The 12,480-nt window shown below is 50.3% G+C and carries 11 protein-coding genes and 1 tRNA gene; 11 read left to right on the forward strand and 1 reads right to left on the reverse strand.

The annotated features are described in order from the left end of the window. Nucleotides 1-107 precede the first annotated feature (107 nt). From AC0YNV_RS20840 to AC0YNV_RS20855, 4 genes are all read left to right on the forward strand, one after another. Entirely contained in the window at nt 108-827 is a 720-nt protein-coding gene (locus tag AC0YNV_RS20840; protein ID WP_475769730.1) for a response regulator transcription factor, read from the forward strand. A 120-nt stretch (nt 828-947) separates the two neighbouring features. Beyond that, nucleotides 948-1,121, forward strand: a complete 174-nt coding sequence (locus AC0YNV_RS20845) for a MerR family transcriptional regulator (RefSeq protein ID WP_475769731.1) — start codon at nt 948-950, stop codon at nt 1,119-1,121. Continuing rightward, complete coding sequence (locus tag AC0YNV_RS20850) at nt 1,118-1,393, forward strand: hypothetical protein (protein ID WP_475769732.1); 276 nt, start codon at nt 1,118-1,120, stop codon at nt 1,391-1,393. The genes AC0YNV_RS20845 and AC0YNV_RS20850 overlap by 4 nt, the downstream gene beginning before the upstream one ends. Before the next feature lie 7 nt (nt 1,394-1,400). After that, nucleotides 1,401-2,861: an MFS transporter gene (locus AC0YNV_RS20855; protein ID WP_475769733.1), complete on the forward strand. Its 1,461-nt coding sequence runs from the start codon at nt 1,401-1,403 to the stop codon at nt 2,859-2,861. 89 nt (nt 2,862-2,950) lie between these two features. On the opposite strand, the gene AC0YNV_RS20860 is transcribed toward AC0YNV_RS20855, so the two are convergent. After that, nucleotides 2,951-3,169, reverse strand: coding sequence for a hypothetical protein (locus AC0YNV_RS20860; protein WP_475769734.1), 219 nt, complete (start codon nt 3,167-3,169; stop codon nt 2,951-2,953). Nucleotides 3,170-3,792: 623 nt separating this feature from the next. On the opposite strand from AC0YNV_RS20860, the gene AC0YNV_RS20865 reads away from it, so the two are divergent. The 7 genes from AC0YNV_RS20865 to AC0YNV_RS20895 all read left to right on the forward strand — a co-directional run bounded on the left by AC0YNV_RS20865 (nt 3,793) and on the right by AC0YNV_RS20895 (nt 12,476). Beyond that, nucleotides 3,793-5,313 carry a sensor histidine kinase gene (locus tag AC0YNV_RS20865; protein WP_475769735.1) on the forward strand — a complete coding sequence of 507 codons (1,521 nt, stop codon included), beginning with the start codon at nt 3,793-3,795 and terminating at the stop codon, nt 5,311-5,313. Between the two features lie 142 nt (nt 5,314-5,455). Further along, nucleotides 5,456-5,530: transfer RNA gene (locus tag AC0YNV_RS20870), tRNA-Thr, on the forward strand. Nucleotides 5,531-6,188: 658 nt separating this feature from the next. Further along, nucleotides 6,189-7,541, forward strand: a complete 1,353-nt coding sequence (locus AC0YNV_RS20875) for a glycosyl hydrolase family 28-related protein (RefSeq protein ID WP_475769736.1) — start codon at nt 6,189-6,191, stop codon at nt 7,539-7,541. Nucleotides 7,542-8,094: 553 nt separating this feature from the next. Continuing rightward, on the forward strand, nt 8,095-8,784 hold the full coding sequence (locus tag AC0YNV_RS20880; RefSeq protein WP_475769737.1) for a hypothetical protein: 690 nt from the start codon (nt 8,095-8,097) through the stop codon (nt 8,782-8,784). A 40-nt stretch (nt 8,785-8,824) separates the two neighbouring features. Further along, nucleotides 8,825-10,105, forward strand: coding sequence for a polysaccharide deacetylase family protein (locus tag AC0YNV_RS20885; RefSeq protein WP_475769738.1), 1,281 nt, complete (start codon nt 8,825-8,827; stop codon nt 10,103-10,105). Between the two features lie 175 nt (nt 10,106-10,280). After that, a complete protein-coding gene (locus AC0YNV_RS20890) occupies nt 10,281-10,976 on the forward strand; it encodes a response regulator (RefSeq protein ID WP_210043143.1) in 696 nt (231 codons plus the stop codon). A gap of 48 nt (nt 10,977-11,024) precedes the next feature. Continuing rightward, complete coding sequence (locus AC0YNV_RS20895; RefSeq protein WP_475769739.1) at nt 11,025-12,476, forward strand: sensor histidine kinase; 1,452 nt, start codon at nt 11,025-11,027, stop codon at nt 12,474-12,476. Nucleotides 12,477-12,480 lie beyond the last annotated feature (4 nt).

Raw genomic sequence — 12,480 nt, forward strand, 5'->3', positions numbered from 1 at the left:
ATTTTTCTAACAATCTATTGTTGACGGGTCGAACCTTATTGTATATTGGATATAACGTTGACGAAAGAAGCCATCTTCAATTTCTTTTCCATTCCGAGGTGAAATCATTGAATAAGGTACTCGTAATCGAAGATGACGTCATGATGAGCGATATGTTAGCGATGTATTTGTCGGAAGAGGGCTATTCCGTTAAGCAATCGGCCACTGGCGACTGCGGGCTCAAACTGCTGGAGTTGTATCCGCCCGATGTGGTTCTGCTCGATCTGATGCTGCCCGATTGGGACGGCATGAAGCTGTGTTCTACGATTCGACAAGCTTCGGGTGTCCCCATAATGATTGTGTCGATGAAATCCGAGGTTTCCGAACGGGTACAGGCTTTGCGCGCGGGCGCTGACGATTATTTGTGCAAGCCGTTCAGCATGCACGAATTGACTGCGCGGGTGGAAGCTTTGATCCGCAGGACGCGAATGGTGCAGGCCGTTCCCGCAAGAGCTGCCTCTCCGGAGGTCACGGAAGCAAGACTGCCGGAAGAGCAGATCCAGCTCGATGCGGACCGCCGGCTTCTGCTTGTCCGTGGAGCAATGGTCGAAACGACATTTTCCGAATTTGAGCTGATGAAATTATTTCTCGCGCATCCGGGAAAAGTGTTCAGCCGGGAGGATTTGATCAATGCGATTCGCGGATTCGATTCCTTCGTAACCGACAGGGCCATTGATGTACATATCGTCAATCTCCGCCGCAAGGTGGAGCAGAATGCCAAAGAGCCCAAATATATTCGTACAGTATGGGGTGTCGGGTATAAATATATGACGGAGTCTGACGGGTAAATTTCAAATTGTAATTGTGGCCTATTTCGCAAACCGGCGGATAAGGGCCTTTTTTGTTTATAGGGTAAAAAATAACCATACCTTTACGTAAACGTTAGGTATATAATGAGGAGAGTTGAAATGCAGAAAAAGAAATACAGCATTGAAGAGGTTACGGAACGTTTGGGCGTAACAGCGAGAACCCTTCATTATTATGAAGAAATCGGCCTCATCGGGAGGTCGAGCGGACTGGCGGAGGCCATCGTCTCTATTCCGAGGAAGAAGCAGAGGAGATGGAGCATATTTAGCGGTTGAAGAATGTCCTCGGCTGCTCGCTGCAGGAAATCCGGACGATTCTCGACGCCGAACAGCAGCTGACGGCTCTGCGGGAAACCTACCGCCAGGAAATATCGGACTCCAGCCGCTCAAGCCTTCTGGATCAGGCTGCTGTTCTGCTGAACCGGCAAATATCCCTGATCGATGAGAAGGTGAAGGGGATGCTGGAGATGAAACAACGATTTCAGGAACGGCTTCAGCGGGTAGAAGCCAAGCAGCCCGCGAAGACGAATGACTTTGCAAAGGAATGATAAGCATATGAATGACCGGAAATGGTGGATACTATCGGTAACCAGTCTGGGCGCGCTGCTCTCGGCGCTTAATTTCAGCACATTAATTATTGCTCTTCCGGATTTAATAAAGGGCATGCACGCATCCGTTCTTCAGGCCATGTGGGTTATGCTCGCCTATATGGTTGCCCAGACCGTTGCTGTGCTCATGGCAGGCAGTCTGGCCGACCGTTTTGGACGCAAGCGCATGTATATGTGGGGAATGATTATCTTTACTATCTTCTCGTTTGCTGCCGGGTTCTCGTCCAATGCTCCCATGCTGATTGTATTTCGCATTCTGCAGGGGATTGGCGGAGCCATGGTTATGGCGAACAGTACCGCTCTCGTCGCCGATGCCTTCCCCCGGGAGGAGCTCGGACGTGCGCTGGGCGTGAATATCATGGTGGTCGCCGTCGGGCAGATCATCGGCCCTGTGCTTGGCGGGTGGCTTACAACCGAGTACGGGTGGGAATGGACCTTCTGGTTCAATGTGCCTTTTGGCATAATCGCTATTGCCTGGGGCATGTGGGCTATGGGAATGAAGGATGTGAAGAGCACGGCTGCCGCGAAGAAATTCGATTTTGCCGGGTCGGTGCTGTACATGATTTTCATGACCGGCCTGCTGCTTGGACTAACCTGGGGCCCTATTCAGACCTGGAACTCCCCGGTTGTCTATATCTCTTTTCTTGCCTTCATTATCGGATTTCCGCTGTTTATCCGAACGGAGAGACGCCAGGCTTCTGCGCTGCTTCATCTGCCTTTGTTCAAAAACGTCGTGTTCTCGCTTGGCATCGTCACCGCTACACTGAATGGACTTGCACGCATGGGCGTTATGTTTATGCTGATCTTTTATTTTCAGGGCGCGCTGTCCTATGACGCGCTGATGGCCGGAATTTTGACGATTCCGCTTGCTGCAGGCATGCTCGTGGTATCGCCTGTCGGCGGCTGGCTCGGAGACCGTTTCGGCGAAACGTCGCCGGCAACGGTCGGTATTATTTTCAGCTTTGTCGGCCTGGTCGGGCTGGCGATGGATACGGGCCTTCATACGCCTTATTGGCAGCTTGCCTTCTGGATGACGCTGATGAGCATCGGCTCCGGACTCTTCAATTCGCCGAATTCCAGCAGTATTATGAATGCCGCTGGCCCCAAATTCCGCGGAGAAGCTTCCGGAATCCGCTCCATGACCGCCAATCTGGGGATGATGCTGAGCGTCGCCTTTACGATTCCGCTTGTGACCCAGAGTATTCCCCGCGAAGCCATGCTGGCAATTTTCTCGGGTACCCAGGTGGGTCTCGCCAACCCGGATCAGTCGCTTGCGGGATTCATCCACGGCCTGCATACGGTATTCTGGGTTATGGCCGCATTGATGGTCATTGCCTGCGTGCTATCGCTGATGCGGGCCGGGCGCACGGAGAAGCGTCAGGTCAAGACCGGCAGCGCCCTGCAGTAAGTTTTTGGTTTCGCAGATACAACAAAGGACAGCTGCATGTTATCCGCCTGGTCGGGAACGTGCTACTGTCCTTTTTTTTTTAGATAAGTTCAACAAACTTCCATGTAAAGCTTTGTGCCGTCATTATATTGTAAAATCGCCACGTCTCGAATCATCTCCACGGACGATATACGTTTCCATTTTTTGCGAAAGTCAAAGTTGTATTCCATCTCAAGCAATTTAATGTGAAGGAGCTCAATGTAGCTGATCTGCTCGGAAGGGTAATGAACGGGAACGGAATGTTTCTTAAAGGTAATGATTTTAGTCATTGCGGTAACCACCTCCGATCTTGAATTAAGCTTAGTATACCCCAAAATATTTAATCGCTTATAAAGGAGACATGAGGTACATGTTTGCTTTGCTAATGCCTGGCTAACAATTTATATTACCCTTTTCCTGTCGGTTTAGATCACATTAGCACTGCTTTTTTTGCGAGAAACTGGATGTTTATGGAGTTTCATGTAGAATAATGGGGAGTTCGGAGATGGGCGGACATTCGCATGAGGCACAAAAACGACAGCGCACAGGGGTCGCCGCCGAAGGCTCAGGCGTCATGAGTCACCGGATATAAAGAAGGGTAATTGACCCTATGTCATTTACATTTAAGGCGGCGAATCAGTTGTTCAGACCTGAAGCATCGGGGCGGAACTTTGAACATATTGGTGCATATTCTTGCGCTTGCGTTATGGAAGTGTTTTCGTATGGGCCTTGCTCGGGCATGATACAGCGGGATCCTTGAAAATGATGAGCGCCGCACACAAGCATATCCCGTATATGGTATTCTTTCTAATAGGTATGCGGGACGATCATCTGAAAAGAACGCTGTGTGCGCGCATGCAAATAGCGGAAGGAAGCCGCCGGTTGTACCCGACTATGGCAGGAGGAATCGCGCATGATGTTTGCCAAAGTTTTTTTTGCTAATCTGAGTCTGTTGATTGCCCTGGCCTATCTGTTTAATCTGGGGTATAAATATATTTTCCAGCACGCCTCCGTGAGGGTGAAATATGCGTTGACGGTTGCCGTGTTTATTATAGCCGGATGGCTGACGATGGTGTTCGGCGGCAGAATGGCGGGTACGGCGCTGATTGATATGCGTTTTGTACCGTTGATTATCGCTATTCTGGTGATGCCGAATCCTTATTGGATTGCTTTCATCGGGGTCGGTATCGGCGCGGGACGGCTCTTCATCGATTACGATCCCCACAGCTGGCTGGCTGCTCTTAGTATGGGCGTTATCGGGCTTGTCGGTACGGCTCTGAATATTTGGCTGAGAAAGCTGCGTTGGCGTTTTATTTGGAAAAGCGCTCTGGTTGTCGTTGTCGTAAATCTCCTGTATTCCATTAATTCAACCGTCATCATGTGCGTTTCCGATACGATGGATGCTTACGAGTACTGGCGTGAGATTGGCGGTTATGCCCTGCCGATCCGAGTGGTTTTCAGCGGCCTGCTGGTCTTTATTATCCGCGATTTTCAGAAGGAACAAATCCGTGTCGACGAGCTGCGCACGATGAATATGCTCTTAAGACGGCAGACGCGCGAGCTGCGCCAGGCCAAGCGCGAGGTGGAGGAGAAGGCGCGCGAGCTGCTGCTGGCCTCCAAATACAAGTCGGAATTTCTCGCCAATATGTCCCACGAATTGAAAACGCCGCTTAACAGCATCATTCTGCTCTCCCAGTTTATACGGGATAATGATGATGAGCGCTATGAAGGGGACGAGGTGCGGTACGCCGATCTGATTCATGGAGCCGGCAATGATTTGCTTCAGCTCATTAACGATATTCTGGATTTGTCCAAAGTCGAGGCCGGCAAGATGGATATCGTCTTTGAGCCTGTGTCCTCGCATGATCTGGTGCAGATGCTGCACCAGCAGTTTATGCCGATCGCGGATCAGAACAAAGTATCCTTCGAGCTGGACATCGCGCCAAATGTGCCGGCCAGCCTGCAAACCGATGCTCTGCGGGTGAACCAGATTCTGCGGAACCTGCTGGTCAATGCGTTCAAGTTCACCGAAGAGGGTACGGTCCGCCTGGCGGTGCGTCTGGAGGGAGGCGCTCCTTCCATCGAGCCGGGACCGCAGGGGAGAAGGCGTATCCTCAACTGGAATCCCGCCACCTGGGTGCGTCCGGCGGCGCGGCCGATTGCTCCGCAGCGGGTGTCCTTCACGGTGCACGACACCGGAATCGGCATCGAGACTGAGAAGCAGAAGGTGATCTTCGAGGCCTTCCAGCAGGAGGATGGCGCCATCAACCGCAAATACGGCGGAACGGGGCTGGGGCTCTCTATCAGTCTGCAGCTGGCCCGCCTGCTTGGGGGCTCGCTGACCTTGAAAAGCGAGAAAGGCAAGGGCAGCTCGTTCACCCTGCATATTCCCGTGCGTCCGCCTGCCCAGACCGATAAACCGCCGCAGCATTGATGGATATTACCCATTGTGGAGCGATCGCCAGAGCTGTAAAAAAAGGTCATATTTACCCCCGCTGCGCGGTCCCCAAAGGCTTGACTAATGATTTGCTTTTGCGATATATTATAAAAGTCGCGTCGCGCAAGACGGTGAATATGCTGATGTAGCTCAGGGGTAGAGCAACGCACTCGTAATGCGTAGGCCGGGGGTTCAATTCCCTTCATCAGCACCATCTCCCGTAATTACTACGTCTGTCGGTTGTTGAATGGACGAAAAGACATACGCTAGGCCAACGTTTTCCGGGCAATTATGCGGTTAAGCGTTGGTCATATACACGAAGCCTCCTGCGGTATCACGCGGGAGGCTTTTTGCTATGACGAACGGTCCACGGCAAGGTAAAACGGTCACGCGATAACGGCGGGGAAGGCGGCAGCGGCTAGGGTACATTTTGGTCAAGATCAAGCGTTCGACTTGTTTTATAGCGCTAAACGGACGGAGGGGCTACGCGGCCGAACATTAAATGATTACATAAGTTGCTGGAGCGGGTGGTTATCGTAGAAACATCCGGAGATTAATGGCGTTAGCGAATCCATTCGAGAATAACTCCGAGTTGTTTCGATGTCAGCATGCGCTACGATCCGATGTGGATGTAAGGTGATGAGATTCCTGCCATTGAGCAGTTTTAATAAAATAACTGCGAAACTGGTGTGGATGAGAGATATTTCGGTCTGCGAGAACTATAAATATAAGTACCGAGGGGGGGTTAATACGCGGTGAAATCCCCGTAATTAACGGGCTTGATTCAAAAGCAAGTCGTTGATCCGTCCCGTTCCCGACAGTTGTTGGTCCGTCAATGAACACGGCGTGTATTATCACAAGGAGGACGACGAATGAGCGTATCAATCTTGGATTATGGCGCTGTCGGTGATGGTGTTTACAATGATCGTGCTGCTTTTTCAAAGGCTATTAATGCTGTAAAACTGCAAGGCGGCGGCACCGTATTTGTCCCGGAAGGAACTTGGCACTTCGCAGATGCGCTCACAATTAACGAACCAAATATCCGATTAAGTGGGATGGGTATTAACTCTATGATCAAGGCGAAGCCAGGTTTCATAGGTACGCATGTTATCTCTACTTCATCCCAAGATACCGTCTTGGAGAATATGCGTCTAGACTTATCCGAAGGCGGTACAGTAAGTGTGAATTTAAAAAGCGGAACGAAGAATCTAAAGTTGATGAATGTTTACTTTTTCAAGGGTGTACAGAAGGTGAGTATCAACAACGGGACGGGTGTTGTAGAGGATGTAGATATCAACGGCTGCACATTCGATAACGATAACAGCCCCACAGGATACAGCATTCTGCTTGACAGGTTCGCAAACGGCAGAGGTTTAACCGTCCGTGGATGCTCCTTTATGAATGATGCTGCCGACTATATTGAAATAAACTTAGCTTCATATCCCGGAATATCCATTATTGGGAATCAGTTTTCAGACTTAACAAATGTAGCAAGCTCGGCAGGCTTTGCTATCGGTGTTGCCGATGGGCATAATGTCACAATCATAGGCAATACGTTTCATCGAATTTTTAAAGAAGCCGTTCACATAGAGGCAGGCAGTACCGCTATTTCAGTTATCGGCAATACGTTCAAAGAGTGTGGCAAGAGTGTTAGTGGGAATTCATATAAGACCATAAACATCACAGACGGCTCCAATACGGTCACTGTTTTGGGTAATACTTTTGTAAACACAGGCAGACTAGGAACAGCGATTTCTCTTGCAGCGGCTGGCGGTACAAACGGACATAAACACAGTATCTTGGCAAATATCATTGAGGGTTATGGTGTTGGCATTAATAACGGAGAACAGTCGTTATGCACCTACATTAACAACACAATAACAGACTGTAATACCGCAATAACAGTATACAAATCCAGCTCCCAAACCTTTATCGGCAATCAGATACATGGCTGTGATGATGGCATACACTTGCATGGATGGAACCTTACGTACACGGCTCCGGCAAGCAAGCTTGTGTTTGTTGCAAACGTCGTAGGCGCAGACGTAACTACACCATTCTTTATAGACGAAACTTCGCCATTCCTGATCGGCAGAATGTTGGTAGGCAATACGCGAATACCTGCAAAAGTTATCGATGCATCTACAGCGGCAGACGTAGCAACACTTAAGGCAGATGTTAATAAGGTCATCGCAGCTTTAAAAAATAGTGGTATCATCGGATAGCCACTGGATCGCTCAATCCTGTTTTATCGAAACGAAGTACGTTTTGTTCGGGACACCGAAAATTATTAGAGTTGAAATTAAACGTAGACAATGGTGTGGCCCGTTAACGGGTGGCGAGGTAGTAACTGTTGATATCGGAATATAACGAAAAAACGGCCACTCTCGGAGACTAATCCGCAGATGGCCGTTTTTTTCGTATATACGGTTATTGACCGTCCTCAGCTAGCGTAATCCATTCGCTATACTCCGGTTACTTTTCGTTATCACGTAATAGTGACAAGGCCTTGTGGCAAACGGAGATTTTCATTTAATGTATAATTTTCCATGCCCCTTATTTAGGAAGGGTATTGTGCCTGATGCTTCAACCCCGTTGTATTGGGGACGTTTTGTACACTTGAATATCCGTATCCACTCATGCAGATATCGATCAATGTTCCTATAACAATTTCATGCAAATAGTATCAAAGTACTACATATCCCTGAGTCTCTAATACCGATAATATATCATAGTGGAGAGTAGTAGATAGATACTGTGTGTTAAGGAGATGTCGATATGACAGATAGACCCCATTCTGCCGGCAAAGCAAAAGGGTGGCTGAAAAATGCGTTGACAGCGCGCACCCAAAGCTATCGTCAGGCGGAATTCTCATCTGAAGCAGAAATACAGTCATCGCTCGCCGAGCACCCGGCATCCGAAATTTCCTTGCTGGATCAGGACAAGGCAGCCCTGGACCTTGTGGTTGCGGTCGAGAATCTCTTGAATGACCGTCAGCTTATCCACTTCAAAAGCAAAGATATCGAGCAGCAGCTTGCCAATGCAAACGAAGATATCAGTCGTCTCAAAAACGACCTGATGAAGAAAGAACAGCTCATTGCCGACAGGGAGCAGGAGTTCAGATTGCTGGAGGATAAGCTGATTGCGAAGCAGATGGGCTATGACCAGCTTCTGGAGGACTACAAGGAGTTCCAGAACGCCTCCAATTCGGGTATCGATAATCTGAAGTACCAGCTGGAGAAGGAAAGAAACAAATACGCCAAGCTCCATGAGGATTCGCACCGTTTTCAGCAGGACAGTCTGCAGAGAACGAAGGAGCTGGAAGAGAAGCTCAGAGATGCGGAAGCGGAGAACCTGCAGCTGGCCAGCCAATATCAGAAGGTCACAGAAGAAAAAACGAAACTGCTGCAGTCCGTCACCGACTTTACAGCACGTATGGCCTTCTCATTATCTCCCCCGTCTGAGTGATTTTTTGTCAGCGAGAAGGGACTGAAAGGGGGAATCCACAATGGCATCCTATACGGGGAAATGGCTGGAGGTCCTATCCGTAGAGAATGGATCCGAGAGCCACTGCATTCATATACAATTAAATCTGGAACAATCCATGAATCTCAAATGGAAGCTGGATTCCTATACGGCCTATCATATCCGCGCCTTGATCGGATCCGTGGAAACGGCTAAATATAGATTGTCCTTACATAGCAATTGGAATGCCTTGAACAACCATCCTTCCGGCTCGCTTACCAAATATGACCGGGGCTCGAGTGAAAAAAGCATATTTCCCTGTTCCCGGCAATTTGCTGAGGAGCTCGCCGCTTTGCGGGAGATTCAGGACTTGTCCCAAATAAAACGATTATCTTCTTTTATCTGCACGGAGGATGTTTCCGAATGCCACGAACAAGCGGCTAATCCGAAGACGGTGCTTGAACGCTTGTCATGGAAGCCTGCATTTCCCGCACGGGCGCTGAGAATTCTGGCGGCTACGTTCGTGGTCGCAGCCTTCTTCCTGATCTTTGTTCCCGACTACCCCTCTACCAATCAGGCGGTGCTGGCCAAGGTCGATACATCGGTATTGGAAGAAAGAACGCAGCAAAGGGGAACGTCATTCACACAGCAGCTTGCCGAGGCGAGAAGCGAGCCGGTTCCGGCTCCTGCCCAGGAGGCCCTCGTCGTACCCGCGGTTGTAACTGAATCCGCTGCTGTCCCTGAGGTTAAGCTGGGCGGATTGGTCAATTTCAGCCTGCCCAAAGGCTCCGTTGCGCTTACCTTCGATGATGGGCCATCCAAGTATACCCGGGAGATTGTCGATATTCTGGAGAAGCACAAGGTCGGGGGAACGTTCTTCTTCGTGGGGACGCAGGTCAGGAAATTCCCCGAATATGTAAAATATGCCGATGACCATGGGTTTTCGATCGGCAATCATTCCATGACGCATGCGGATTTTAAGGACCTGACATCCGATAAGCGGCAGCTTGAGATTGCCCGCACCAACCAACTGCTCGAAGCGGTCACGTCAGAGCCCGTGGTGCTTTTTCGCCCGCCCTATGGAGCTACGGATGACGCGCTTTCGGAGCTTGTCGAGAAGAACGGAATGAAGATTGTTCTCTGGAACAAAGATTCCGAAGACTGGAAGGCCTCCAGCTCCCAGACGATTATGAATTATACCAGGCACACCGAGTTATCCGGTTCGATCCTGCTCCTGCATGAGTCGAAGCAAACGGTGCAGGCGCTGCCTCAACTGATCGAATATTTGCAAAAGCAAAAGCTGCAGTTCCCTAATCTGCGGTAGAGAAAAACAACAAGAAACCAGTCGGACACTAATGGTGTTTGGACTGGTTTTTGTTTATGCAGGGATGGACACGCCTGAACCTCAATAAAGAGTTTTGCCTCAACCGGTGCCATGATTCATGGTTTGAATGAACCCACAGGTTGTGCTACCATGTCGTTAGAATGGGGTGAACCGCATGGAGAAAGCCAAGATCCTGATTATTGAAGATGAAGCAGCGATTGCGGATTTGCTTGCCTATGGCTTGAACAGGGAAGGCTTCGATACGATCACCGCAAACAGCGGGGCGCATGGCTTGCGGCTGGTGGAGCAGTTCAGACCGGATCTGCTGCTGCTGGATTGGATGCTGCCGGATGTGAGCGGACTGGATGTTTGCCGCAAAGTTACGGAGACCCTCAATATTCCGATCATTATGATTACAGCCAAATCAGACATCGCCGACAAAATTGTGGGCCTTGAGTTCGGAGCGGATGATTATATTACCAAGCCGTTTGATCTGAGGGAGGTCATCGCCCGGATTCGAACGGTCCTGCGCAGATTGCCCCAGGCGGCACGCCCTTCCGGCGATCAGCCGGCATCCAGCATCCGTTTTAAAAATATCGAAATTATCAAAGAAGAGCGATTGGTAAAAAAGGATAATGAAGTGGTCGAATTGACGCCCAAGGAATTCGATCTGCTGATGACTCTGAACAATTACCGGGGCAAAATCTTCTCCAGACCGGAGCTGCTGGATGTGGTCTGGGGTTTTGATTATTTTGGAGACACCCGCACCGTCGATATCCATATCCAGCGCCTGCGCAAGAAGCTGGATATTAATGATGTGATCCTGACCGTTTTTGGCGTGGGCTACAAATTTGACAAACAGGTGGACTGACGGCGCTGCTATCCGGAGGCCGCCAACCGATCGGGGGGACAAGCCGGAATGATCCGTACAATCAGAGCCAAATTCATCATCGGCTTCTTCCTGATTTTCTGCCTCTCTTTTCTGCTGCTTAATCAGATTGTCGCGCGTGTCATCCAGACCAGCAACCAGAATATCATCACCGACGATTTGATCGGCTTGAAGAAGAACAGCAATGTCTATGTCCAGCAGGCGTTTATGATCAACCACTTTACGAACGACGATCTCTATTTTGGGCAGATGGCCGAGGAAATGGTAGGCGACCTGCAGCATGCGACCTCCAGCAATGTCACGGCCTATACAGTTGACGGCGTGCTGTTGTATTCATCCGATCAGGACGCTTTCTCAGGCGTTACGGACGATGATCTCAAGCAAGCGCTTCAGGGCAAAACGGCCTACACCATCTCCTACGAGCACGGCATTGCATCCGTTCTGTATTCGTACCCGGTCATCATCGGCGGGGTCAAGGTGGGGATTCTGCGCTTCTCCAAGGATTTTACGCTGCTCTATGAGCAAAGCGGGCATATATTGGATATCATTTTCTATATTGCTTTGGCAGTCTTCGCTGCAGCTTTCCTGTTCTCCTACATGCTCTCCCGGCATATTACGATCCCTCTGGTCAAGCTGGCCAAGGCCTCCACGGAGGTGATGAACGGGAATCTGGATATCCGCATCGCCTTTCGGCGAAAGGATGAAATCGGCCGGCTGACCGCCAATTTCAACGATATGATCGAGCAGATCAGAAGCCAGATTGCCAGAATCGAGCGGGACCGGGACCGGCTCGAGGGGTTGAACCGGCAGCGCAAGCGTTTCTTCGACAATGTCACCCATGAGCTCAAGACTCCGCTGACCTCCATTCTCGGGTATGCGGAGATCATCCGGGAGAACGGGGAGAGCGACCGCGACTTCTTCGATAAAGGAATGAACCATATTGTGGAGGAGAGCCAGCGTCTGCACGAAATGGTGCTGAGGATGCTGGAGGTATCGCAAGGACCGGCCAGCCGCGATGAATTCGCGCGCGTCGAGACAGGCCGGATTCTGCACGATGTATGCGATGCGATGGCCTTCAAGGCCAAGCGCTATAACAAGACGATTCGCTGCGACACGGAGGAGGGGCTCTTCGTACACGGACATTCGGACAGGCTCAGACAGCTCTTTATCAATCTGCTTGACAATGCGATCAAGTATGGCGACGCCCATTCGGAGATCGGAGTCAAGGCGCTGCTTGACCTCGGGACCGTCCGTTTTGCCTTCGTTAATTTCGGAGAAACGATAGACCCCGAGCATCTCGCGAGCATTTTCGAGTCCTTCTACCTGGCGGACAACAGGCCCAAGGAAGCGGGCAGCGTAGGCCTGGGCCTTGGCATTGCCAAGGCCATTGTCGAGGATCACGGGGGAAGCATCCACATCATCAGCGAGAACCGTCAAACAGGCGTCTATGTGGAAATACCTTACATAAAGGCGGAGAGGTAGCGAT

Source organism: Paenibacillus sp. JT31N11 (assembly GCF_056269285.1).